The sequence below is a fragment of the Pseudoxanthomonas yeongjuensis genome, from assembly GCF_010093345.1.
Taxonomy (GTDB): Bacteria; Pseudomonadota; Gammaproteobacteria; order Xanthomonadales; family Xanthomonadaceae; genus Pseudoxanthomonas_A; species Pseudoxanthomonas_A yeongjuensis.
Window position 1 is genome coordinate 570,042 of sequence record NZ_PDWT01000002.1, and the last position, 23,004, is coordinate 593,045.

General features: G+C 61.0%; 24 protein-coding genes. 11 read left to right on the forward strand and 13 right to left on the reverse strand.

Annotation, left to right across the window (positions count from 1 at the left end; genetic code table 11):
• Positions 1–97: 97 nt before the first annotated feature.
• The 10 genes from CSC74_RS09585 to CSC74_RS09630 form a co-directional block, all read right to left on the reverse strand.
• On the reverse strand, positions 98–1,348 hold the full coding sequence (locus tag CSC74_RS09585) for an efflux RND transporter periplasmic adaptor subunit (protein ID WP_162314211.1): 1,251 nt from the start codon (positions 1,346–1,348) through the stop codon (positions 98–100).
• A gap of 91 nt (positions 1,349–1,439) precedes the next feature.
• Positions 1,440–1,745, reverse strand: coding sequence for a transcriptional regulator (locus CSC74_RS09590; RefSeq protein ID WP_162314212.1), 306 nt, complete (start codon positions 1,743–1,745; stop codon positions 1,440–1,442).
• Entirely contained in the window at positions 1,742–2,308 is a 567-nt protein-coding gene (locus tag CSC74_RS09595) for a hypothetical protein (protein ID WP_162314213.1), read from the reverse strand. The genes CSC74_RS09590 and CSC74_RS09595 overlap by 4 nt, the downstream gene beginning before the upstream one ends.
• A 277-nt stretch (positions 2,309–2,585) precedes the next feature.
• Entirely contained in the window at positions 2,586–3,971 is a 1,386-nt protein-coding gene (locus CSC74_RS09600) for a leucyl aminopeptidase family protein (protein WP_162314214.1), read from the reverse strand.
• Positions 3,968–4,690, reverse strand: a complete 723-nt coding sequence (locus CSC74_RS09605; protein ID WP_162314215.1) for an HAD family hydrolase — start codon at positions 4,688–4,690, stop codon at positions 3,968–3,970. Before CSC74_RS09605 ends, CSC74_RS09600 begins: the two co-directional genes overlap by 4 nt.
• Before the next feature lie 173 nt (positions 4,691–4,863).
• The gene (locus CSC74_RS09610) at positions 4,864–5,970 is read right to left on the reverse strand and encodes an AI-2E family transporter (RefSeq protein ID WP_425501449.1); all 1,107 of its coding nucleotides are present in this window, start codon (positions 5,968–5,970) and stop codon (positions 4,864–4,866) included.
• A 164-nt stretch (positions 5,971–6,134) separates the two neighbouring features.
• Positions 6,135–6,572 (reverse strand): hypothetical protein, encoded by a 438-nt coding sequence (locus tag CSC74_RS09615; protein ID WP_246193112.1) that lies wholly within the window; start codon positions 6,570–6,572, stop codon positions 6,135–6,137.
• Positions 6,569–7,111 carry a phage holin family protein gene (locus tag CSC74_RS09620; protein WP_162314216.1) on the reverse strand — a complete coding sequence of 181 codons (543 nt, stop codon included), beginning with the start codon at positions 7,109–7,111 and terminating at the stop codon, positions 6,569–6,571. The genes CSC74_RS09615 and CSC74_RS09620 overlap by 4 nt, the downstream gene beginning before the upstream one ends.
• A gap of 9 nt (positions 7,112–7,120) precedes the next feature.
• A complete protein-coding gene (locus CSC74_RS09625; RefSeq protein WP_162314217.1) occupies positions 7,121–7,492 on the reverse strand; it encodes a hypothetical protein in 372 nt (123 codons plus the stop codon).
• Positions 7,493–7,582: 90 nt separating this feature from the next.
• A complete protein-coding gene (locus CSC74_RS09630) occupies positions 7,583–9,031 on the reverse strand; it encodes a Do family serine endopeptidase (protein WP_162314218.1) in 1,449 nt (482 codons plus the stop codon).
• Positions 9,032–9,585: 554 nt separating this feature from the next.
• Here CSC74_RS09630 and CSC74_RS09635 point away from each other — a divergent pair.
• The 4 genes from CSC74_RS09635 to CSC74_RS09650 all read left to right on the forward strand — a co-directional run bounded on the left by CSC74_RS09635 (position 9,586) and on the right by CSC74_RS09650 (position 14,296).
• Positions 9,586–11,745: an adenosylcobalamin-dependent ribonucleoside-diphosphate reductase gene (locus tag CSC74_RS09635; protein WP_162314219.1), complete on the forward strand. Its 2,160-nt coding sequence runs from the start codon at positions 9,586–9,588 to the stop codon at positions 11,743–11,745.
• Positions 11,746–11,925: 180 nt separating this feature from the next.
• Positions 11,926–12,480 carry a hypothetical protein gene (locus CSC74_RS09640; protein WP_162314220.1) on the forward strand — a complete coding sequence of 185 codons (555 nt, stop codon included), beginning with the start codon at positions 11,926–11,928 and terminating at the stop codon, positions 12,478–12,480.
• Between the two features lie 119 nt (positions 12,481–12,599).
• Positions 12,600–13,445 (forward strand): TSCPD domain-containing protein, encoded by an 846-nt coding sequence (locus CSC74_RS09645; RefSeq protein WP_162314221.1) that lies wholly within the window; start codon positions 12,600–12,602, stop codon positions 13,443–13,445.
• Between the two features lie 44 nt (positions 13,446–13,489).
• Positions 13,490–14,296, forward strand: coding sequence for a hypothetical protein (locus CSC74_RS09650; RefSeq protein WP_162314222.1), 807 nt, complete (start codon positions 13,490–13,492; stop codon positions 14,294–14,296).
• 86 nt (positions 14,297–14,382) lie between these two features.
• Here CSC74_RS09650 and CSC74_RS09655 read toward each other — a convergent pair whose 3' ends face one another.
• Positions 14,383–15,165 carry a hypothetical protein gene (locus CSC74_RS09655; protein WP_162314223.1) on the reverse strand — a complete coding sequence of 261 codons (783 nt, stop codon included), beginning with the start codon at positions 15,163–15,165 and terminating at the stop codon, positions 14,383–14,385.
• 300 nt (positions 15,166–15,465) lie between these two features.
• On the opposite strand from CSC74_RS09655, the gene CSC74_RS09660 reads away from it, so the two are divergent.
• The 6 genes from CSC74_RS09660 to CSC74_RS09685 all read left to right on the forward strand — a co-directional run bounded on the left by CSC74_RS09660 (position 15,466) and on the right by CSC74_RS09685 (position 20,258).
• Positions 15,466–15,768 carry a DUF3892 domain-containing protein gene (locus CSC74_RS09660; protein ID WP_162314224.1) on the forward strand — a complete coding sequence of 101 codons (303 nt, stop codon included), beginning with the start codon at positions 15,466–15,468 and terminating at the stop codon, positions 15,766–15,768.
• A 350-nt stretch (positions 15,769–16,118) separates the two neighbouring features.
• Complete coding sequence (locus tag CSC74_RS09665; RefSeq protein ID WP_162314225.1) at positions 16,119–16,577, forward strand: hypothetical protein; 459 nt, start codon at positions 16,119–16,121, stop codon at positions 16,575–16,577.
• On the forward strand, positions 16,570–17,613 hold the full coding sequence (locus CSC74_RS09670) for a serine/threonine-protein kinase (protein WP_162314226.1): 1,044 nt from the start codon (positions 16,570–16,572) through the stop codon (positions 17,611–17,613). The genes CSC74_RS09665 and CSC74_RS09670 overlap by 8 nt, the downstream gene beginning before the upstream one ends.
• A 361-nt stretch (positions 17,614–17,974) precedes the next feature.
• A complete protein-coding gene (locus CSC74_RS09675) occupies positions 17,975–18,679 on the forward strand; it encodes a hypothetical protein (protein WP_162314227.1) in 705 nt (234 codons plus the stop codon).
• Between the two features lie 88 nt (positions 18,680–18,767).
• Complete coding sequence (locus CSC74_RS09680; RefSeq protein ID WP_162314228.1) at positions 18,768–19,244, forward strand: hypothetical protein; 477 nt, start codon at positions 18,768–18,770, stop codon at positions 19,242–19,244.
• A 432-nt stretch (positions 19,245–19,676) separates the two neighbouring features.
• Positions 19,677–20,258, forward strand: coding sequence for an XAC0095 family protein (locus tag CSC74_RS09685; protein ID WP_211369603.1), 582 nt, complete (start codon positions 19,677–19,679; stop codon positions 20,256–20,258).
• Positions 20,259–20,934: 676 nt separating this feature from the next.
• On the opposite strand, the gene CSC74_RS09690 is transcribed toward CSC74_RS09685, so the two are convergent.
• Positions 20,935–21,378: a hypothetical protein gene (locus CSC74_RS09690; protein WP_162314229.1), complete on the reverse strand. Its 444-nt coding sequence runs from the start codon at positions 21,376–21,378 to the stop codon at positions 20,935–20,937.
• Between the two features lie 24 nt (positions 21,379–21,402).
• The gene (locus CSC74_RS09695; protein ID WP_162314230.1) at positions 21,403–22,179 is read right to left on the reverse strand and encodes an SEL1-like repeat protein; all 777 of its coding nucleotides are present in this window, start codon (positions 22,177–22,179) and stop codon (positions 21,403–21,405) included.
• Between the two features lie 320 nt (positions 22,180–22,499).
• Between CSC74_RS09695 and CSC74_RS09700 the strand changes: the two genes are divergently transcribed.
• Positions 22,500–22,853, forward strand: coding sequence for an FKBP-type peptidyl-prolyl cis-trans isomerase (locus CSC74_RS09700; RefSeq protein ID WP_162314231.1), 354 nt, complete (start codon positions 22,500–22,502; stop codon positions 22,851–22,853).
• Positions 22,854–23,004: the final 151 nt, after the last annotated feature.

Here is a 23,004-nt window from a genome sequence, read left to right on the forward strand (position 1 = left end):
AGATCTTGGGATGAGTCCTGGAGCGACGATGGAGCAGCCACTGAATCGACAACGATTCCCGCGTGTTTCGTTACACGCCGGGAAAAATCACGGTTAATTACTCGGCGGCTTCCTCCGCCAGCTTCACCTTCGCCCCTTCCCTCAGTTCCGCCGGCGGGTCCAGGACCACCGATTCGCCGGGCGACAGGCCCTGCAGCACCTGGCGGTCATCGCCCATCGCGCGGCCCAGGCGCAGTTCGCGCAGTTCGACGGTGTCCTCCTCGGTCACCACGAAAGCATAGTCCTTGCCGCCGCGGTTGCTGATCGCGGCATCCGGCGCGCGCACGCCCTCGTTCTTCGGTTGCTCGCCGGCGGGTTTGGCCGCTTCCAGGAAGCTGACCTTCACCCCCATGTCGGGGACGATGCGTGGGTCCTTCGTGTTCAGCGCCACGCGCACCTTGACCGTGGCCTTGCTGCGGTCGGCGGTGGGGATGATGGCGATCACCTCGCCCGGGATCTTCCAGTCCTGGTAGGCGTTGAGGGTCGCCTCGATCGGCATCTTCGGTTGCACGCGGCCGATGAACTGTTCGCCCACTTCCACTTCCACTTCCAGCGAATCCATGTCGACGATGGTGCCGATGCCGGTACGGGTGAAACCGCCGCCGGCAGACAGCGGCGAGATGATTTCGCCCGGCTGCGCCGCCTTGGCGATCACCACGCCGGCGAACGGCGCGCGGACCACGGTGTTGTCCACGCCGTTGTCGGCGATGGCCAGGCGATCGGCGGCGACCTTGGCGTTGCGCTGTGCGGTAAGCAATTGCGCGCGCAGCGAATCGCGCTGGGCGACGGCCTGGTCGTACTGCGACCTGGAAACCAATTGCTGTTGCACCAGCGTGGACAGACGCCTGGCGCTGGCTTCGGCTTCCACCAGTTGCGCCTGGGTGCCGCTGGCCGCACTGCGTGCCGCGCCCAGTTGCGCGGCGTAAAGCGAGCGCTCGGCGTTGGCGTCGATCGGATCCAGCGTGGCCAGGACCTGGCCTTCCTCCACGCGCTGGCCTTCTTCGATCATCACTTCCTTGACCTTGCCGGTGATCTTGGCCGAGACCGTCGCCATGCGCCGTGCCACCACATAACCGCTGGCGTCGAGCACCGAAGCCGAGGCCGTGCCCGCGCCGATGGCGGCGGTGGGCGCGGTGCGCACCTCGATGGCCTTGTCGCGCCCGAACAGGAACCAGCCCACGATCGCCAACAAAGCGAGCACGAGGACGGCGGCCACGGCGATCCACAGTCCGCGGCGCGATTTCGGCGCCGATGGCGGCGCCTTGCGGTCGATGCGGAGTTCTTTGAGCAGGTCGGCGGAAGTATTCATCGAATAACCAGACGGGGCAGGGGGCGGAGTGTGACCGTCAATGTTACCCAGGCCAACCTGCCGGAAGTCAGTTTCTCGGGCGCGGCAACCCTCAATCGCCCGGGCCCGCGGCGCTGATCATGCCTTGCAGCGCCTGCAGGTGCTTGTCCAATGCCTTGCGGCCTTTCGCCGTGAGCTTGTACCAGGTGACCGGCTTGCGCTCGACGAAATCGCGACGCAGTGCGACGTATTCCTCGTCTTCCAGTCGCCGCAGTTGCGCGCCCAGGTTGCCATCGGTCAGTTCCAGTTGTTCCTTGAAGCGCGAGAAGCTGATCTCGCCATGGCGCGCGAGCAGCACGCTGATCGCCAGGCGGACCCGGTGTTCCAGTGCAGCGTCGAAACCCTGCAGGGCTTTCACTCGCCCGATTCCTGCTTGCGGCTGCCGATGCCCGACCAGATCAGCGACAGTGCGATCAACAAGCCGGTGATCGTCCACACGTAGGACGTGGTGAATACATTCAGCACCACGTAGCCGCCCAGCATCGCCAGGCCGCTCCACATCAGCGGCCGCTCCAGGTGCACGCCGGCCAGCGCATAGACCAGTCCGCCCACCAGCAGGTAGTTGCCGACGACATCGACGAACTCGAGCCGGCCGGTCGCTGCGGGCAGCACGCACAGCACGAAGCCGACCCCGCCGATGGTCCAGTGCAGGCCGTAGCGCCGGCCCAGCGCCTTGTCGATGACGCCGTGGTCGCGCGCGTGGCGGGCACCCAGGTACCAGCTGAGCAGGCCGCCGCCGATGCCGCAGACGAACCAGAAAGGTCCCGCCGCGTCCGGCGCGAAGTCGGGCAGGGCGAAGCCGACCGAGACGATGGCCGCCCACAGGAAATAGATCGCCGGGACGCCACGCGGCGCATCTTCGCGCCTTACCGCGCTGGCGATGTAGTCGAGGTCGTGCTTGATCTGTTCGGGGTCGGTCATGGCGATGCTCCGGGTTGACGGATGTGAGAGTACTCTGGATTGCAGAGTTGTCAAGTCCGGAAGCGATCCGGAACAGGCCAATGCCCATTCATCGAGGAGGCAAGATCGAAATGAGCATGGGAACCATCGCGCTGGTTGCGGCCAGCACCCCCCCGCCACCGGCAAGACCGTGGGGCTGGAAACAGTGCGAAAACTATGTGGGAGGGGCTTCAGCCCCGACGCTCTTCGAAGAAAGCGTCGGGGCTGAAGCCCCTCCCACAACAGCACGGTGCCGCGCTCAGGCGGGGTATCGCCCCTTCAGCATTTCGAACGCCGCGCGCAACGCCATCGCCTCGCCGCCCGGCGGGCGACCCGGGCGGTCGCTGTCGTTCCACGCATACACGTCCAGGTGCGCCCACTTCTGTTGCGTGGGCACGAAGCGTTCCAGGTACAGCGCGGCGGTGACCGCGCCGGCCATGCGCGAACCGGCGTTGGCCAGGTCGGCGATGCCGCTGTTGAGGTAGCGCAGGTAAGGACGCCACAACGGCATGCGCCACAGCGGATCGCGGGTGCGTTCGCCGGCCGTGATCCAGTCGTTGGCCAAGGCATCGTCGTTGGCGAACAGGGCCGGCAGGTCGGGGCCCAGGGCGATGCGCGCCGCGCCGGTGAGCGTGGCGAAATCCAGGACGATGTCCGGCGTCTGTTCGCCCGCGTAGGTCAGCGCGTCGCAGAGGACGACCCGGCCTTCGGCATCGGTGTTGTCGATTTCCACGCTCAGGCCCTGGCGCGTGGCGATCACTTCGCCGGGACGGAACGCGTCGGGACCGATCGCGTTCTCGACCGCGGGGATCAGCAGGGTCAGCCGCAACGGCAGCTTGCGCGCCATCACCAGCTCGGCCAGGGCCAGCGCGTGCGCGGCGCCGCCCATGTCCTTCTTCATGTTGCGCATGCCGTCGGCCGGCTTGATGTCCAGGCCGCCGGTGTCGAAGCACACGCCCTTGCCGACCAGGGCGACATGCGGCAGTCCGCTCGCGCCCCATTGCAACGCGATCAGGCGCGGCGCGCGGTGCGAGGCGCGGCCGACCGCATTGATGGCGGGGAAATTCCGCGCCAGCAGTTCGTCGCCGGCGATCACCTCGATCTGCGCGCCCTGCTGTTCCGCGATTTGCCGTGCCACTGCTTCCAGTTGTTCCGGGCCCATGTGCTCGGTCGGGGTGTTGACCAGGTCGCGCACGCGCACGCAGGCGGCGAGCAGGTCGATGGTTTCGGCATCGGCATCGCGCAGCAACAGGCGCGCCGGTTGGCGCGGCGGCTGCTTGTAGCGATTGAAACGATAACTGCCCAGACCCCAGCCCAGTTGCAGAGCGTTGCGCGCTTCGGCCTCCAGTGAGGTGGCCAGTTCCCAGTCGCCTGGCGGCAGCCCGTGCGGCGCATGCGCGTAGGAATACGGATCCAGCGGATCGCCGATCCCGATCGCGGCCGCGGCGATGCCCGGCTTCTCATCGGGATGCACGCCCGGCAGCAGGATCAACGCGCCGGGCGCGGCGCTGAACTGCTGCGCATCGACCCAGGCCTGCAGCGCCGGCGCCAGCGCCTCGCGCCATGCAGCGAAGCCATCGCGTTCCAGCACGTGCAGCGGCAGGGCGGAAACGGAAGTGTCGGTAAAGCCATTGGGCAGGGTCATGCGATAGCGTGCTCCGTGCGTTGGGTTTGGGTCGCGTCCAGCCAGTCGGCCAACGCGGCGAGCGAGTCGAATTCCAGGTCCGGGCGCAGTTCCTGCAAGGTCCAGGCCTGGTCGTCGCGGTTGAGCCAGCAACTGCGCAAGCCGGCGCGGCTGGCGCCGGCGACGTCCATCTCGTGGTGATCGCCCACGTGCAGGACCAGGCCGGGTTCCAGCCCGAGGCGCGCGCATGCCGCCAGGAAGATGCTGGCTTCGGGCTTGGCCGCGCCGTGTTCGCGCGAACCCAGCTGGAAGGCGAAATGATGGTCGATGCCGATGCGCTGCAGGTCGGCGTTGCCGTTGCTCAGCGCCACCACCGGCAGGCGCGCAGCGATCCGCGCCAGCGCCTCGACGCTGTCGGGATAGAACTCCACCCGGTTGCGTTCGGCATAGAAGGCTTCGTAGGCCGGCTCCAGCAGCGCGAGATCGGCGCCACTGCCGCGCAGCGCCTGCTCCAGGGTCAGCCGCCGCAGCGCCGACATGTCGTGCACCAGCTGCGGATTGGTCTCGAACACCTGCTGGCGAAGCACGCGCATGGCCGCGATCGGGTAACGCACCGCGGTCGCCGGGCTGTGTCGCAGCATCCAGTCGTGCAGCACCTGGTCGATGCGCGCCCCGATCGGGGCGAACGGCCACAGGGTGTCGTCCAGGTCCAGGGTGATGGCGCGTACGGGGAAGGTCACGGGGTGCATTGTAGCTGGGGGCGGTGAGGCGAGGAACGAGTGAGGAGGAACGAGGAACGAGAAAACAAGCTTCCGGCCGCCCTCACTCCTCACTCCTCACTCCTCGTTTCTCGTTCCTCGTTCCTCGTTCCTCGTTTCTCGTTCCTCCTCACTCGTTCCTAGCTCCTCCCGCCTCACTCCAGCAACCGCGCCCACCCCTCCATCCCTTCCAGCCGTGCCAGCACCAGCTTCACGCAGACCAGCAGCGGCACCGCCAGCAGCAGGCCGACGATGCCCCATAGCCAGCCGAACAGCATCAGCGCCAGGATCAGGATCAGGGGCGACAGCGCCATGCGCCGGCCGAGCACGATCGGGGTGACGATCTGGCCTTCCAGCGTGTGCAGTCCCAGATAGACGATCGCCGGCAGCACCGACAGCCACGGATCCTTGTAGCTGACGAAACCCACCAGCAGCATCAGGGCCATGCCGATCAGCGGCCCGACATAGGGCGCGAAGTTGAGCAGCGCCACCATCGTCCCCCACAGCAGCGCTTCCTGCAGCGGGATATCCAGCGCGTACAGGATCCCAGCGTAGACCAGGCCGACCAGCGCATTGATCACGCTGATGGTCAGCACGTAGCGCGATACCTCGCGTTCGATGGAATGCATCAGGTCCACGCTGAACTTCTGCTGCTGCCGCCCGGGCAGCAACGCGATCGCATGCCGCTGCAGGTTCTCGCCGTAGACCAGGAAGAAGAAGGTCAGCAGCACCACCGCCAGTACCGAAGCCAGCAGCCGCGGCGTGGCGGTCAGCACCTTGTACGGGTCGTCCACCTGGGTACGCACGACCTGCACTTTCTTGGCGCTTTCGCCGCCGGCGGCGCGGGCGATGTTCTCGGCGGCCAGGTTGGCGTCCTGCATCGGCTTGGCCAGCTGGCGCAGCTTCGGTGCCAGTTGCTTGAGTTCCTGCGGCACGTCGCGGAACCAGTCGCCGGCCGGCACGATCAGCTGGCTGGCGAGCGCGCCGGTGCCGGCCAGGCCGCCCACCACCACGATCAGGGCGCCGATGAAACGCGGCACCCACAGGCGCTTGAGCAGGCGGATGATCGGGTTGGCCACCAGGGCCAGGAACATGCCCAGCAGGATCGGCAGCAGCAGGTCCTGCGCGGCCCACAGGGTGTAGCCGACGGCCAGCGTGGCCAGGATCAGCAATGCGGTGGATGCGCGCGGGCGCGCGGCGACAGGCGGCGCGGCTTCGGGCGCGGTGCTGGGGGAAATCGGATCGCTGGGTTGCTGGTTCAAGGGCGCGACTCCGTGGGGGTTCGACAGTGGGAGCGGCGTCCCCCAAGGGGACTTCCTCCGGGGCGTAAGCCGCGAGCTCTTGCGCTTCCGCTGCTCCTGCCTGCCTCGGGTTCGGGGGAAAGCTCGCGGCTTACGCCGCTCCCACAAAAAGCCGCTCGCAGACTCTAAGGGTGGGACAGTTCGGTGGCGGCTTCGGCAGGACGTGGCTGGATCGGTGCGATTTCGTCGTCGGATTCAGCGGTGCGCATGGTCGGCGCGGCCTGCCCGGTAACCGCATCTTCGGCCGTGTCCGCCGCTTCCCCCGCCTGTTCCGCGGCGAAGCTCGCCTGCACCGAAGCGAACAATCCCGACAGCGCGCCGACCATCTGCAGCATGCGCGCGCCGGTCAGCGCGCGCAGCGGCTCGGCGCGGCCCACCAGGAAACCGCTGGCCAGGCCCACGGCGATGATCCGTATCGGCGTCCAGCCCTCGCGCCAGGTCCGGCCGAGCTGGCGATAGCGGTCGACCACGCGCTGCTCGCGCATTTCCAGCACGTCCTCGGCGCGCGCGACCTTGCGCACCAGGTGCTCGAAGCTCACCCGTGGGCGCGCATCCTTGCTCATGGGGGTGTGATCCTGTTGCCGTCTTGGTCGTGCTCGGGCGCGTTGCGATCCACCGCATCGCGCGCGGATTCGGTCGATCCGGGGTCGGGTGCCGAATCGGCCAGTTCGCCGATACCCAGGCGCGCCAACTGACGGCGCGTGGCCTGCATGCGGGTGTGGTCGAAGTAGCGGTCGGCCTGCCAGGCGGCCCACGTCGTCACCAGGCCGCTGAGCAACGCGCAGATCAGCAGTGACGCCGCCCACGGCAAGCCGAGGGTACGGCTCAGGAATACGATCAGCGTCGCCATCAGCAACAGCCAACAGGAAGCGCCGAATACGATCGCCACCCCGGTCAGCGCCATCGCGCGGCCGAAGGCGCTGCGCGCCAGCGACACATCGGCGGCCAGCAGCGCGCGGAACGCCTTCGCCGCGCCGCCGGCTTCCTTCAGTCCTTCGCGCGCGGCGTTGCCGACTTCGCGGATCGATTCGCCGAGGTCGGGCGCGGTCCCCGCAGGAGGCGGGGAATCCGTGGCGTTGCCGCCATCATGCGTTTCGCTCACGCCAGCGGCTTACTTGTCGCCGCCGCCGCTGCGCGCCAGCTTGGCGATGATCCAGCCTGCGGCGAAGGCCACGCCGAACGAGGCCAGCGGACGTTCGCGGATCAGGTCGGCGGCGCTGTCGATCAGGTCGCGGCCCTTGTCCATCAGCTGGTCCACCTGTTCCATCGCCGCGGCGCCGCCGTGCTCGGCCGCAGCAATGCCGGACAGGGCGCTGTCGGCCAGTTCGGATTTCACGTTGGCCTTGCCCAGCTTCAATTCGTCGCCAGCGGAACCGGCGGCGCCGCGGATGGCTTCGCTGGCGGCGGCGGCGGCGGACTTGAGATGCGAACCGGCTTCGCCCAGGTTGCTCTTCAGTGCATCGGTCGCGGTGGGGTTGTTCATGGTCATCTCCTTGGTGGGGAAGGCATTAACGCCGATCGGGTAATACCTCTATAGCAGGTCGCCATTAACAGGCTGTCATTTGCCGCGCCGTCATCGCATCAGGAAATTGCCCACGCCGTTGCCGCGCCTGATCGCGAGCACCAGTTGTTCCGGCTTGCGCGCGAAGCTGGCCTGAAAGCCGGAGAGATCGTCGAATTCGCCGGTGGTCGCCTCCAGCACGATGTCGCCGGGCTGCAGGCGGTTCTGCGCCGCCCGGCTGCCGCGGCCCACGTCCTTGACCAGTACGCCGCTGAGGCCCGAGCTACGCAATGATTCCGGCAGGTCGGCGAACGAGGCGCCGGCCAGTCGCGGATCCAGCGTCGCCCCGGCCAGCGCCTGCGGCTGTTCCTTCAGCATCGCGCGCAGTGTCAGCGGCTTGCCGTCGCGGCGGACCTGCAGGGTCAGCGCGCTGCCGACCGGCTGCAGGCCTTCGTAGTTGTGCAACGATTCGGCGCTGTCGATGCGCTCGCCATTGGCCGCGACGATCACGTCGCCGATTTTCAATCCAGCCGCCGCCGCGCCCGAACCGGCGTAGATCCGGGTCACCGCCGCGCCGCGCACGTCGTCCAGGCCCATGCCCTGGGCGATCTGCGGGGTCAGGGTCTGCGATTCCAGGCCCAGGGTGCCGCGGGTGACGACGCCATTGGCCTTCAGTTGTTCGACGACGCTCCTGGCCAGGTTCGACGGAATCGCGAAACCCAGGCCGATGTTGCCGGCCATGCTGCCCTGCGGATTGAAGCTGGCGGTATTAATGCCGACCAGTTGCCCTTGCAGGTTGACCAGCGCGCCGCCGGAATTGCCGGGGTTGATCGACGCGTCGGTCTGGATGAAGTTCTGGTAGCCCAGGCCGCGGATGCCGCTGCGGCCCACCGCCGAGACGATGCCCGAGGTCACCGTCTGCCCCAGGCCGAACGGGTTGCCGACCGCGACCACGAAATCGCCCACGCTCAACGCGCTGCTGTCGGCCAGCGGGATCTCGGTCAGGTTGCCCGGCGGAATCCGGATCAGGGCCACGTCGGTGTCCGGGTCCGAACCCTTGAATTCGGCCTCCACGCTGCGCCCGTCGCTCAGGGTCACCGACACGCCGTCGGCGTTCTCGATCACGTGGTGGTTGGTGATGATGTAGCCGTTCTTGGCATCGATGATCACCCCCGAGCCCAGCGACTGCTGCACGCGTTCGCGCGGCATGTCGGGGATGCCGAGCATGCGCCGGAAGATCGGGTCGTCGGCGAACGGACCCATCGGGCTGCGCAGCTTGACGGTCTGGCGGCTGTAGACGTTGACCACTGCCGGCATCACCCGTTGCAGCATCGGCGCCAGCGACGGCATCGGCTGGCCGTTGACCGCGGCCGGCAGCGAACCGCTGGCGGCAGGAATGACCGCCGGCGCCAGCGGGGCGGCCTGGGCCGGGGTTTCGAAGACGGCCTGGAGGCCGCTGGCGGCGAAACCGCCGAACGCGGCGGCGGCGAGGAGGGCGAGCAAGGTGGGAAGCGGGCGCATGGTCGAAGGTCGCGGCAAGGGGTGAAAAGGCAGGGCGGGAAGGCAGGAGCGGCAGCCGGGACGGGTTCGCCGGCAGGCGTTGTCGCCAAGATGAACGAGTGTGAGCATCAGCGCCTAAACCCGCAATGAAAGCGGGCCAGACCCGGGCCCGGCGGCGCCGCTTAAAGCTGAACAGGCATGTCATCGAAATTCATCAGTCAATGCCCTTTTTGCCGTTGACAGTCCGACCGGGCCAGCGTAGCTTGCAACCTTCGCTTTGCCACTAGATATAGCGGTCAGATGCGAAACGGGCCCAAGCAGTAGGGTTTTTTCTTGGGAATAAGGCGCTCTGGGGAAGCCCATGACAGCGATCGTGACAGCGGTTTTACCGGACCGCACGCACAATTCGGACCTGCCACGACGCGCCTGCCGCTGCCGTGCGGACCGTCGCCGCTGTCGCCTTGCCCGGAAGTAACGACAGGCAGTACCCGTACTGGCCGGCCCGACCGTCCAGGCGCATAAAAAAAACAAGTCCAACCATAAGTTCCAGAAACAACAGGGAGAGCAACACAATCATGAGTACGGTGCGCCTCGAGGCGGTCAAGAACGAAGAAGCTGCAGGATCATCCCTGGTGCCCATGCAGCCGGCCTCGCTGGATATCTGGGACAAGAAATACCGGTTGAAGACCAAGCAGGGCGAAGCCCTGGACGCCGACATCGACGGCACCTACCAGCGCGTGGCCCGGGCCCTGGCCGACGCCGAAACCACCGCCGAGAAGCGCGCCTACTGGTACGAGCGCTTCGTCTGGGCGCTGCGCCGCGGGGCCATTCCCGCCGGCCGCATCACCTCCAACGCCGGCGCGCAGGAACACAAGCCGGCCACGTCCACCATCAACTGCACCGTGTCCGGCACCATCGAGGACTCGATGGACGGCATCCTGGACAAGGTCCACGAAGCCGGCCTGACCCTCAAGGCGGGCTGCGGCATCGGCTATGAATTCTCGACCCTGCGTCCGCGCGGCGCGTTCGTGGCCGGCGCCGGCGCGTACACCTCGGGGCCGATGTCGTTCATGGATATCTACGACAAGATGTGCTTCACCGTGTCCTCGGCCGGTGGCCGCCGCGGCGCGCAGATGGGCACCTTCGACGTGTCGCATCCGGACGTGAAGGACTTCATCCGCGCCAAGCGCGAGGACGGGCGCCTGCGCCAGTTCAACCTGTCGCTGCTGATCACCGACGGCTTCATGGACGCGGTGGCCAACGACGCCGACTGGCCCATGGTGTTCCCGGTCAACGCCAAGGAACAGGGCGAGATCAACCTCGACGACGAGTCCGAGGTGATCTGGCGCGACTGGCCCACGCACAAGAACTACGTCAGCCGCGACGACGGCCTGGTCGCCTGCAAGATCTACGGCCACATCCGCGCGCGGCACCTGTGGGACATGATCATGGTCTCGACGTACGACTACGCCGAGCCGGGCTTCATCCTGATCGACCGGGTCAACGAGATGAACAACAACTGGTGGTGCGAGAACATCCGCGCGACCAACCCCTGCGGCGAGCAGCCGCTGCCGCCCTACGGCGCCTGCCTGCTGGGCTCGGTCAACCTGACCACCTTCGTCCGCGACCCCTTCACCGACCAGGCGGCCTTCGACTGGGAGGAATACAAGGAAGTGGTGCGCGTGTTCACCCGCATGCTCGACAACGTGGTCGACGTCAACGGCCTGCCGTTGCAGCAGCAGCGCGACGAGATCCTGCGCAAGCGCCGCCACGGCATGGGCTTCCTCGGCCTGGGTTCCACCCTGACCATGCTGAAGATGAAGTACGGCAGCCCCGAGTCCTGCGAATTCACCGAGTCCATCGCCCGCGACATGGCCGTGGCCGGCTGGGAAATGGGCCTGGCCCTAGCCCGCGAGAAGGGCGCCGCGCCGATCATGGAAGAACTGTTCGACGTCACCGCCGCCATGCTGCGCCTGCGCCCGGAAATGGCCAAGGACGGCTGGCGCATCGGCCAGCAGATCCCCGGCAAGGTGCTGCACGCCAAGTACAGCCGCTACATGCAGCGCGTGGCCGAGGTCTCGCCGGAACTGGTCGACGAACTGGCCGAGATCGGCAGCCGCTTCACCCACCACAGTTCCATCGCCCCCACCGGCACCATCTCCTTGAGCCTGGCCAACAACGCCTCCAACGGCATCGAGCCCTCGTTCGCCCATCACTACAGCCGCAACGTGATCCGCGAAGGCAAGAAGTCCAAGGAAAAGGTCGACGTGTTCTCCTACGAGCTGCTGGCCTACCGCCACCTGGTCAACGCCAAGGCGGTGCCGTTCGCCGAGGACGCCGACGCGCGCCTGCCGGACTATTTCATCAGCGCCGACGACATCAATCCCAAGGAACACGTCGACGTGCAGGCCGCGGCGCAGAAGTGGGTGGACAGCTCCATCTCCAAGACCGCCAACGTCCCCACCGACTACCCGTACGAGCAGTTCAAGGACATCTATCGCTACGCCCACCAGCAGGGCCTGAAGGGTTGCACCACGTTCCGCTTCAACCCGGCCGCCTTCCAGGGCGTGCTGGTCAAGGAAGCGGACCTGGAGAACACCCTGTACCGCTTCGAGCTGGAAGACGGCAGCGTGGTCGAGGTCAAGGGCAACGAGCAGATCGAATACGACGGCGAGATGCACAGCGCCGCCAACCTGTTCGACGCCCTGAAAGAAGGCTACTACGGCAAGTTCTGACCTGCGGCATTACTCCTCTCCCCTTGCGGGAGAGGATGCCCGAAGGGCAGGAGAGGGGAGTGCGAAGCGCAGCGAGCATGCTCTCCCTTCTGCGCCCCCCAACCCACCCACTCCCCACCTCACGCCAACCGGTATAGCATCGGCCCCGTACCAAACCCACGGCCCCAGGAGGGCATCTTCATGAGCAATGGAAATGGTGTGGTGGCGACCCTGACAGGCGCTGCAGAAAGCGTGAAAGAAACCGCAAGCAACATCGGCAACTCCCTCGCTTCCACCGCCAGCGGCGCCGTCGCCTCGGCCAGGAAGTCGGTCAAGAAGGCGCGCAAGGCCGCGACCAAACGCGTCACCGCAGCCAAGAAGGCGGTCGCCAAGCGCACCGACAAGGCCAGCAAGTCGGTGAAGAAGACCGTGGCCAAGGCCAAGAAGAAGCTGGCCAGCGCCAGTGCCAGCGCCAAGGCCGAAGCCGCTACGCTGAAGAAGAAGGTCACCGGCAAGAAGGCCGCGGCCAAGAAGAAGGTCGCGACCAAGAAAGTCGCCGCGAAGAAGGCGGTGAAGAAGGTCGTGAAGAAAGCCGCCGCGAAGAAGGCCGCCGCCAGGAAGACGGTGAAGAAAGTAGCGAAGAAGGTTGCCGCGAAGAAGGCCGTGGCCAAGAAAGCGGTGAAGAAGGCGATGAAGAAAGCCGCGCCGAAGAAGGCCGCCAAGAAGACCGCAAAGAAAGCCGCGAAGAAAAGGTAATCCCTTAGAACCCCTCTCCCGCAACGCGGGAGAGGGGCAGGGGTGAGGGTTACGCTGCCAGCGACCCTCCCCCGCCACACACCAACACCAACACCGAAAGCACACCAGGATCGAAGTTCATGGCCGTCAAGATCGACAAGAAAATCAAGGGTTACAGCGTCCTCACTCCGGAAGACAAGGCGCGCGAAAGCGCCGCCGTGGTCCAGGCGGAGTCGATCAGCCGGGCCAAGGCCGAGGCCGAGCTGCCGGTCGCCGACATCATCCACATGCACGAGCGCATCGAGCGCCCGGAAGTGCTGATCGGCAGCACCTACAAGATCAAGTCGCCGCTGGTGGAGCACGCGATGTACGTGACCATCAACGACATCGTGTTGAACGCGGGCACCGAGCACGAGCTGCGCCGTCCGTTCGAGATCTTCGTCAACTCCAAGTCGATGGAGCATTTCCAGTGGATCGTGGCGCTGACCCGGATCATGTCCGCGGTGTTCCGCAAGGGCGGCGACGTGACCTTTCTGGTCGACGAGATGAAGGCGGTGTTCGATCCGCGCGGCGGCTATTTCAAGGCCGGTGGCGTGTACATGCCGTCGCTGGTCGCCGAGCTGGGCGCGATCGTGGAAGAGCACCTGAAGTCGATCGGCATGATCCACGACCCGGAAATGAGCGCGCACCAGCGCGCGATCCTGGCCGAGAAGCGCGCGCAGTACGAGAACCGCGCAAAAAAAAAGTCTGACGTGAATTCCCCCAGCCCTTCTCCTGCGTCAGCGGGAGAAGGTGCCCGCAGGGCGGATGAGGGCGCTCTTCGTGCAGCCAACGAACCCGCCTCCCACGAAGACATCGCCGTCACCGGCGACGGCACCAGCTTCCCGCCCAGCGCCACGCTCTGCCACAAGTGCAACACGAAGGCCCTGGTCATCATGGACGGGTGCGCTACTTGTTTGAATTGTGGGTATTCGAAGTGTGGGTGACGAAACGCTTGTGGCCCTTAGTTGTGCTTGGGTCGAGCCACTGAATGGTTGAACGCTTCGTCAGGCCTAGACTGGGGTTCTATTGGTATCTATTTGAGCCAGTAGCGATATTTATCCTCGCGTTTTTTCTGGCGTGGGTGATATTTGATACACCCGAACTCTTGTCAGGTCTTAAGACGTTTGAGTGGGGCAACGGCTTAGTAACGATTCTCGCAACATTCGTCGGCGCAATGTCGGCTTTTCTCCTCGAGTCTGGGAGGGAACGCAAGGCTCAGTCAAATAAGGACTTAGCCTCTGGTCGTTTAATCTTCTTCAAGTTATCCCGAATGGTTAATCGATTGACCAATATCAAGCGCGGTTATGTGGATCCGTATCGAGATCATTCCGCACGATGCTTGGAAATTCCCGCGTTGCTTGCAATAGATGCCAATGACCCTGGTATGGATATGGATTCATTGCACTTTATGTTCGTAAGGCACGCTAACTTGCTAGGAGAGATCTCCATTGCGAAGGATCAATTCCAAAGCGTAATAGAACTAATCAATGAACGATCACGATTCATGAGAGAAGAGATCCAGCCGAAGCTTAAGGCGGCAAACGTGCCTCAGGAGTTCAATATAGAGATCGGGCGCTTGAATCAAATTCTGGGGCCGGGGAACCTCCAAGAGGCGGTCAATTTAGCCAATCAGCTAGTTGAATCTTTAGATCGAATTGAATTGCAAGTTTTAGAAGTTACGAATCGCTTTGGGGCTGCGTTGAGTTCCTACTTTCCGTCCATCCGCCTTAGTATTTCTTTAATGGAAATCACAGATGGGGCTAAACAAAATGCCGACGGCCCTGCCGCTGCGTAGCTTGGTCTAGCTTGGATAGGGGAGGCACCCCGTGGTGTCTTGCAAGGAAACTCCGCGCTCCTTAGAGCGCGTTTTTTTTCGTCCGGCTACTTGCTGTGCCGCTTCTTGGCGCAAGCTACTGAGCTTGAGCTGCTGATTGAGTCTATCTCTGAAGTATTCACCACTCTGAAAGAATTTCCTTCAGGCATGGATATCAAGAGAACTCTCTCTTGAGATAAGGCGTGAACGAGACCCCATGTGCAGGGTTCATTCTGTTGTTTAATGTCGACCGGTGTAAAGCTCATGTCGTCTAGTTTATTCTTTGATCTTGACTCAGCGAAGGTTGGTGCAATAGAAGCAATGACCATGGCGGCTAAAGATCCAATGCCAACCATATTGGTGGTTGTGGTGGGGCCAAAGTGTTCAATGATTGAGACAATAAATATGATAAATAATTGAAATCCAGCAAGAATAAGCAATATGAAGGCAGCGATGTTCCAGTGCGACTTATGGTTATCAAATATCCACCATTCGAGTGAATAGTGAATAGCGAAACAGACTGCGGACGCTGCAAAGATTAAGCCGCAAAAACGTATGGTGCCTTTCTGAGTTGCGTTTCCATCGACGTAAAAGTTCAGGGATATTGCCAGCATCAATGCAAAGGTGAGCAATGGGCCAAGCGCTGCAGTTATGTACTGCGTCGCGTCTAGCATCTGTAGTGCCCAAGGCGCACCGAGCCCTTTGAAATGACCTCTCAGGTAAGACCATCCAAGGACGTAAGCGATACCGGTTAGACCGACGGCAATTGCTGCCACGTGCGATAGCGGTGCTGTTAGCTCTTTAATAGCTATGAGAGCCTTTTGATGCCGGGTCGGTTGTTCGTCGCTCATGATCTTTCCTTGAGTACATTGAGAATGTATTTCAGCAGAGAAGCGAGGGCAAGAGAACGCTTTAAGAGTCAGCATGGTCCGGGTAAGCGAAACGCACTCGGGGCGTTTCATATCGAAACTCCGCCTGTCCCGGGTGCGGCTTTTACGAAAAAAGCGGAGTCAGGGTGCTGTACGAAAGGTACTCCGATCCGTTTCCACCTCGTTCTCCAAGAGTCGCATTATCACGTGTGAAGTATTTACGTTGAAACTGCTGTTCTTGCATGGTCCCCTACCTTTAAGCCAACAATAGCGAGACGGGTTATGACCAAGTGGGCCGACTATGGAATATCGGAAGTTCGCTACAACGCCACGCATACTCATATTGATCGAGTACGGATCCGGAAGGACAAGGACACAACATTTGGAGAGACCGAAGAGCATCAACGAACTGCAATAGTGAAAGCGATCAAGGAAGGCGTGACGTTCGTGACCATCATGTGGGTGGACGGGAAATGGCAAAAAGGTCAGCCAGTTCACATCATCAGAGTTAATGGCACGGAATACATCAAGAGCCGGGATAACGGTAGAGAGGGCGACAACCTTGAAAATCTTCCGGAATTCTAAAGGTTGCTGCAGATAAGGGGGTCAGGATACTTTTCTAAGTAAGAAAAGTACTCTGGCCTCGTTCTTCGATCTCTTGCGGCGGGAAACCGACTGCATACCAAAAACGGGGTCAGGTTCACTTAATCAGGATAGGAGCTGCACCTGACCCCGTTATCGGATCGGCTCAATCGGCGTATGTGAACTATTTACGTTGTCAGGTCTCTGCCTCATGCCTCAGTTTCTTCTCTATAGGCAGGCGATATGTCGCGCTTCGCTGGGAAAGGGGGCGGTTCTCAACCTGGTAGACCCAGGGTCTCTAAACTGCTGCTTCCAGATGTACACTGACTCCGCTGGGGAGAGGGGAAGGATGCATGAACACCATGGGGATCCGGGTCAAACCCGGTGAGGTGACGTTTGCGGTCTACGACACAGAGGCTGCCGCCGTAGTAAACGTCGAAATAATCAAAATACCCAAAGCGCTTCCGACACCCGATGCGCTGAAGTACGTGCGCAACAACATCTTGGACGTTATCCGTGAATTCTCAATTGCACGTGCGGGATTGAGGGTGACAGAAAGTAGTGCTCAATCAAAGAACGTTGAGCGAATCGAAATTGAGGGTGTTATCCAAGAGGCTTTTGCTAGTAGCTGCCTGCAGGGGTATTACATCGGTCAGATCTCGAATATCTCCCGCCGCGTTGGTTTTGCGCGTGACCAGTTCAAACGTTTCGTGTCAAACGAAATTCCGTATGAGCCGGTCGAAAACTGGGATAAGTTGAAGCCAGAAGCGCGAGAGGCCATCTTTGCCGCCTTGGGGGCGCAGCATGCTTAAGCCCTATAACATCGCAGATGTTGCCTTCCAGCTGGGTCAGGAAATCGGAGCAGAAGGAAAAAACTCCAACGTCTACATCGCTCATGATCCGCAGTTAGATGCACAGCTCGTCATCAAGAAATGTCCGAAGGCAAAAATGGATGCGGCGGCCTATTTTGCTGAGTCCAGCTGCGTATACGCTAGCTCGCACTCAAACGTTGTTCCGATCTATTACGCTTGCCAAGATCCAGATTCAATCTATTTGGCGATGCCATATTACGTAAATGGATCGCTAAAGAAATTGATGGAAGTGCGTTTTCTGACGGTTCGCGAGATAGTGATTTTTGCGACACAATTCTTAAGCGGGCTGCATCATATTCATTCTCAGAAATTGGTGCACTTCGATATCAAGCCCGACAATATCTTGCTGTCAGATCGTGGTGAAGCGCTGATAGCAGACTTTGGCTTGGCAAAGGCCAGAGGCATTAATGGCCTCGCTGAGCAAGATAGGCTCTATGGAAAGATGGCGCCTCCCGAGGCATACCAAGCAGGGGTGTACGACCATAGATTCGACATTTATCAAGTCGGATTAACGCTGTTCAGGATGTGCGTAGGAGACGCCGAGTTTTACGCCCAGTACGAATCACATATGGTTAATGGCGTTTTTGATAAACATACCTTTAAGCACGCTGTCATTAACGGCCAGTTTCCAAGTGCTGTCGGCGACGTGTTTCCAGAGCACATACCAGAAGCGTTAATCAAAGTAGTTAGAAAATGTTTGCTGGATATCGACCAACGCTATCCATCCGTTATCGACATTGTTAACGATCTGGCTGCCATTGAAGGCGAGCAGTTGGACTGGAAGTATTCCCACGATCAAGCCGGAAAGCACTGGGTCAAGCAAGTAGACGATATGATCTACTCTTTGGATCTTGACCCGAACCGAGTTTCCATCGCAAAGAAGGGTAAGGCGGAAGGGCCGCAGCGGCGTATCAACGATTACTGCACCAACGAACTGAATCGGAAGTCCACGAAGAAGTTCCTACGGGAGAACTGACATGAAAAAGATTCGGAATGACAAGAGCAGTTATCTGTCTAGATCGGCTCTTAATCAGTCATCGGCGGGCACCAAGCAAAGTGCGGAGCGGAAAGATCGTGGCGACTTCAAGGTTGACTCGGCTGGCTACTTTACGTGGCCAAAGAAACAGAGGGTAGCCACTAGGTGATCTGCCTAACACTCGATTAGACAGTCCATGCTATAGACGCATGATAGGAAAGGCCCGCAGCACGCGGGCCTCTCTTTTGGACACGTCCTGACTGCAAAACGGGGTCAGAGGGTCTTTCTTACAGGACCCGTAGCATGGGTTGAGCAAAGCGATACCCATCGTTAGCATGCATCGAAGTCTGGGGAGACTGGCATGGATCGCGATGCAACAAGATTAGATAAGTCCGGCAACTCCGATGCAGAGCTATCGTTCGCCGAACTCCAACGCCGCATCAGTGAAATACCAGATGGTCCTTCGGACATACTGAATACGCCGAAGCCGTATCGCGTGCTCAATGCCATCGGTGGAGTAGGGGCGATTGTCGTGCTACTCCCAATGGTGTTCGTCAAGTTGATGGCGCCTGCCTTGTGGATGGTCACCATGATGCAGATCGGCATGGCCATCATGATAATGATGTGGCTCCCCGCTTTCGTTCGATCCATCGGTGTACTCAGTTGGACATTGGCGCGTTGGAAGACCGACATGGTCATCCAGCTTGATCACGACCACCCGCACTTCCAATCGATCCTCCGCTGGCTGACCACATTCCCAGCCGACGCGCTTGCAGAACGCCTTCGCACCGTGCAACTGGCCGAACGCCAACTCATCGCAAAACTCGGATTGCTGGCTGGCGGCGTGGACCGCCTGGGTTTCCTGCCGGTACTGGTGTCCGCCTACCTCTTCTTCCGCAATTGGAACCAACCCCTCGAAGTATCGACTTGGCAGATCCTGCTGGGCGTCTTCCTCGTGCTGCTCTACCTGATCTCCGCCACCGGCTCCATGATGCGCATCCGCCTGCGGCTGTTCGAATCGATGCTGGCGGATTCACTGGCCAAGAAGCAGGGCCAGAGCCAATGATAATCAAAGAATCACAGGTGAGAAAACGGGGCCAGAGTCATTTTTTCAGCTACGTGCTGTTGAATTCGCCCAAGTGGTAGAGCCTTCCATGTTCAATTGGCAGGATAAGGAACGTCTTGAGGAAAATGCTGCCGCTGTGCTGGGTCGCATCCTGTGGGAGACAGGCTCTCTGGAGGCAGGCCTTGGTTTGGTTTTAGCATGGTCCAGAGGTGGCGCCGAGCTTGACTCCTTAACCAAGGAAGTTGAACCACTAGGCTTCAATGGGCGCTTGAAACTTCTAGAGCGTATTGTTGCCGCGTGCGAACGTGAGCCATCCACTACGCTTGCCTACTCAAACTGGTTACAAGATGCCCATGCTCTTCGAATGCGACGGAACAGTTTTGTACATGGTCGATGGGCGGTAACAGGTGACGGCATGATCGTTAACGTCGTTGGCCTGATGACCAGCCCTGACCAAGTTGAGACGCGTTACTCGCTTACCGAGCTTGAGGCCATCCTCGCCGAAATTCTCGAGTTGCATCAACGTCTTCGACAGCTACATACCAATATGGGTTTGGGGCCCTGACGTCAGCGCCAAAAATAGGGGTTAGGGAACCGTTGGCTTGAAAAAAGGGGGGCAGGTTCATTTTATTCCTGTTCTTTACTCTGTCCCCTGTTTTGCGAGTGAGAAGTGATCGAATGAAACGGGGATCAGAGCCGTATTTCGCCGTCTCCAAACAGAAAAAATAGGCGTCTTGACCTCGCCGCCGATCCATTGCAGACTCGAGCTCAAGGAGCGTAGAAACTCCTCATACAGCGGTACCCACCTCCGTCAATCTGGTGGGTTTTTTGTGCCCGAGTCTCGGGTGCAGCCGGCGCAATGTTCTGCGTCGGGAGGGCGGCTAATAAAACACCCGCAAGGGAAATACGCCCGCCGTCTGTATGCGGTTTCTAACCTCCCGACTTCCCGTCCACCGTCTTCCGGTGGGCGGGCACTTCATGGAACGAGGAGGCCATCATGTCGAAACCTGCATCGAACGATCTGGATACCCAGGGCTATTTCCTGCCGGAGGACAGCCAGACCCGGCTGAAGAAGCTGCGCGACCACATGCAATTCCTGTCGGAGCTGGCGCAACCACGCACGTGGAAGGAAGAGCAGGAAGACACACCGGAGGTGCCCATGGGCCACCTTGCGACCTGCCTGGAGTTGCTGGCCGAGCAAGCGGATCTCGTGCTGCAGGAAGTGTCGTGGCCGGCGCGGCGCGAAGTGGCGGCAGACGCACCCGACCGCGACGTTACCGCTGCGACCTCGCCGGAGAGCTACGACACGGCCGTCGAACGCTTTGCTTTCAGCATCACCGGCGAGCAGGTCGACCTGCTCGACCGGCTGCTCGGTAGCATCTCGGCTCATGACGATGCGCTGGCCGTGCGCGACCTCCTCGACCAGGTAGAGGCGCAGCGGCTCGGGCGCATGCCGCGTCGGCCAACCGGCGTGGGCGAGGAGCGGGCCGTGTACGCCACCGGACTCGCCTGCCTGGTGCCCGCGCCAGCGTTGCCGCCGCCCGACGCAAGTCCATCGCGCAGCGTGCGCCTGCACTGATCAATGACCGTAGGCTGGGTTGGTTCCATCAACCCAGCGCTCTTGATCGGTCATTCCAACAGGCCGGTTTGATGCGTCCAACCCAACCTGTGCGCTTGCGATGGAAATGTCCTCTGGCTCGAATGGCACTTACTCAAGCATCGACATCCCCGCGCGAGAAACGGTGTCAGAGCCACTTTTTATTGAGCTGGTAAGTGGCCCTGACACCGTTTCCGAATGCTGGGTTGATGAAACCAATCTAGCCAGCGTAGCCCGGGCAAGAAACTTGAGGGGGCGGCGGCAGTTAAGTTGTTTAACTGCCTCTGGACTACCCCTTTTCTGGACCCCTTTCTGTACGCGCTGGCCACACCACCGGGTGGCGGAAATTTCGCGTGCTACGAGCGCGACGGGAACTGCACATGGGCCAATGTTGAAGCCGCTGCTCTAACTGTTTCGCAGTGGGATGCGCTGTGCAAGGCTGATGACATCTACCAAATTGTGGATCGTCCATTCGGTTACACATCAACCGACTGGGTCAACTCCACCAAACGAGAGTGGTCCTACCAAACCGTGGCGAGCGGTCTCTGTATCTAACCGCTACGACGTCACCGGCATAAGCGGATAGTGGCCTACGCTTAACACACAAAAAAATCAGGCCAGTGAACTGGCCTGATCTTGGGAGAGCATAGCTAGGGAATTATTGCTCTTTCTGGCCGGGCACCGGTGTGACCGGACCCACCGTCCCCCAAAGGTCCCCGCATCCGTAGATGCAACCCGGGCTTCCAGGGTTTGTGTAGAAGATCGTATAGCCACCGCCGCCGCCGCCACCACCACTGCCACTCATCCAGTTGCTGTAATAGTATCCCTCAGCAATCCATTGGCCCGAAAGCTTCACGTAGGTATACAACGCGCATTTGCTTCCGTTGCAAAGAATCATTTGATTGGGATTTCCACTGGAGTCCACCCAAGAATCTACGCTTTGATTTACCACAGACAGCACGAAAGTGTACGTATCACCACTGGCAAGTCCTGCTCCAACCTGACAACTGGTTCCGCAATAAAATCGACCCACATATTTTGCGAAAGCCACACCTGAAATAAGCAACGCAACGACCAGCAACACCTTGGCTTGAAGCTTCATACGACACATCTCCTTCTGGTTGAACTACTTCCTGTTTACGAGTGTCTGCGCCAGCTGCTGCGCGTAAATGACCTGTTGTGCAGTGAGGCCATTTGAATAGCGATTAAGCCATTCCTTTGAAAACTTGGACTGTGTGACCTGGCTGTTAGCGTAGGCATAGGCGTATGCCTTTACCTTGTCTTGATCGCTAAAAAGACCATTTTTGTAGTTCTCTGCCAGGCGCGCATACGCGTCGGGATGGCCGCGATCCGCTGCCATGTTCAGAAATCTGAGGCTATCTCGCTTGTATTGCGCGATCAACGCGGGGTCCAGCGCGTTCTTTTCTTCGTTGAAAGCAGAAGCTGCAATTGCGGAAAAATCCAGCTGGGCCTGCAGATTTCCCCGCTCGGCGGCGAACTTGGCCAAGTCGTAGGCGGAATACTTGCTATCGAGCGCGGCGCAGTCCAGACCAGCAATACGCGAGTCCGCGAGTTGCTTGGCCTCGGCTTTGCTCAGTTCCTTTGGAATACTCAGATCAGCATTCGCCGCATGCGTGCAGCGAAGGATGGAGTAAGCGTCGGTGTAGGCCTTCTCCGGCGCCATCGTCGATGGCACCTCAGCTGCGCTGCGGCTTGTAGAAACGAGACCGCCATGGGGCTGGATCTGACTGGCATCAGGTGCAGTCTTAGCCGCTACTTGCCCCTCACCCGAAGCCTGACCAGGCATCGGAGATTCCGTCGCGGTTCGATCAATAAGAAAGTAAGCCGCGCCGGCTACCAAAAGTGTCCCAGCGCCCAGGACTATCCACTTCCTCGGTGTCATTTACCTGATCCTCCATCCTTAGAGTGGAACTGACTATTCAAGATATCCCCAACTGAGCTGTGCGTCTGTCAACTCAGAGTCCGAAGACTGAACTAAAAATATGGACATATCAATAGGCGGTTCAGATCGTACTTCGCCGTGCAAGAAATGGGTCAGCGGGAAGCCGCACGTCGCCATAATCCTGACTCACCGGAAAAGCGGAAAAGGATCAGAGGACCTATCTGTTTGAAACCAGCATGTTCTCTAGCCCCTTTTTCCGCTGAGACACGCGAGCGCTAAACTACGCGCCACGAAACCACCAAGCCCACAAGGAACCTCTCATGGCGTACACCACCACGGCCTCCGGCCTGCAGTTCGAAGACACCGTCGTCGGCACCGGCGCCGAGGCCGCGCCCGGCCGCAACGTCACCGTGCACTACACAGGCTGGCTCTACGAAAACGACGAGCAGGGCGCCAAATTCGATTCCAGCAAGGATCGAGACGAACCCTTCGTGTTTGCGCTGGGCGCCGGCATGGTCATCAAGGGCTGGGACGAAGGCGTGCAGGGCATGAAGGAAGGCGGCCAACGCACCCTGATCATCCCCGCCAACCTTGGCTACGGCGCACGCGGCGCCGGTGGCGTCATCCCGCCCAACGCCACGCTGAAGTTCGACGTCGAACTGCTGGGAGCCTGAGGCCCCGTAGGCCCCGTAGGCCCCGTAGGATGGGTCGAGCGTAGCGACACCCATCGCTCCCCCTGTCCGCAGCGATAGAGCCCCAGACCAACGCGCCTGTTTTTACGGAACCCATGGCGGCATGGATGCGTCACGCGCGATGGGTGGACCA

Bases quoted from the DNA above. Each gene is read 5' to 3' on its own strand.
- CSC74_RS09685 (WP_211369603.1), top strand. From the start codon at position 19,677: ATGTCGAAACCTGCATCGAACGATCTGGATACCCAGGGCTATTTCCTG.
- CSC74_RS09680 (WP_162314228.1), top strand. From the start codon at position 18,768: ATGTTCAATTGGCAGGATAAGGAACGTCTTGAGGAAAATGCTGCCGCT.
- CSC74_RS09625 (WP_162314217.1), bottom strand. From the start codon at position 7,492: ATGAACAACCCCACCGCGACCGATGCACTGAAGAGCAACCTGGGCGAA.
- CSC74_RS09670 (WP_162314226.1), top strand. From the start codon at position 16,570: ATGCTTAAGCCCTATAACATCGCAGATGTTGCCTTCCAGCTGGGTCAG.
- CSC74_RS09655 (WP_162314223.1), bottom strand. From the start codon at position 15,165: ATGAGCGACGAACAACCGACCCGGCATCAAAAGGCTCTCATAGCTATT.
- CSC74_RS09640 (WP_162314220.1), top strand. From the start codon at position 11,926: ATGAGCAATGGAAATGGTGTGGTGGCGACCCTGACAGGCGCTGCAGAA.
- CSC74_RS09660 (WP_162314224.1), top strand. From the start codon at position 15,466: ATGACCAAGTGGGCCGACTATGGAATATCGGAAGTTCGCTACAACGCC.
- CSC74_RS09645 (WP_162314221.1), top strand. From the start codon at position 12,600: ATGGCCGTCAAGATCGACAAGAAAATCAAGGGTTACAGCGTCCTCACT.
- CSC74_RS09700 (WP_162314231.1), top strand. From the start codon at position 22,500: ATGGCGTACACCACCACGGCCTCCGGCCTGCAGTTCGAAGACACCGTC.
- CSC74_RS09630 (WP_162314218.1), bottom strand. From the start codon at position 9,031: ATGCGCCCGCTTCCCACCTTGCTCGCCCTCCTCGCCGCCGCCGCGTTC.
- CSC74_RS09585 (WP_162314211.1), bottom strand. From the start codon at position 1,348: ATGAATACTTCCGCCGACCTGCTCAAAGAACTCCGCATCGACCGCAAG.
- CSC74_RS09595 (WP_162314213.1), bottom strand. From the start codon at position 2,308: ATGACCGACCCCGAACAGATCAAGCACGACCTCGACTACATCGCCAGC.
- CSC74_RS09665 (WP_162314225.1), top strand. From the start codon at position 16,119: ATGAACACCATGGGGATCCGGGTCAAACCCGGTGAGGTGACGTTTGCG.
- CSC74_RS09650 (WP_162314222.1), top strand. From the start codon at position 13,490: ATGGTTGAACGCTTCGTCAGGCCTAGACTGGGGTTCTATTGGTATCTA.
- CSC74_RS09675 (WP_162314227.1), top strand. From the start codon at position 17,975: ATGGATCGCGATGCAACAAGATTAGATAAGTCCGGCAACTCCGATGCA.
- CSC74_RS09615 (WP_246193112.1), bottom strand. From the start codon at position 6,572: ATGAGCAAGGATGCGCGCCCACGGGTGAGCTTCGAGCACCTGGTGCGC.
- CSC74_RS09690 (WP_162314229.1), bottom strand. From the start codon at position 21,378: ATGAAGCTTCAAGCCAAGGTGTTGCTGGTCGTTGCGTTGCTTATTTCA.
- CSC74_RS09600 (WP_162314214.1), bottom strand. From the start codon at position 3,971: ATGACCCTGCCCAATGGCTTTACCGACACTTCCGTTTCCGCCCTGCCG.
- CSC74_RS09695 (WP_162314230.1), bottom strand. From the start codon at position 22,179: ATGACACCGAGGAAGTGGATAGTCCTGGGCGCTGGGACACTTTTGGTA.
- CSC74_RS09635 (WP_162314219.1), top strand. From the start codon at position 9,586: ATGAGTACGGTGCGCCTCGAGGCGGTCAAGAACGAAGAAGCTGCAGGA.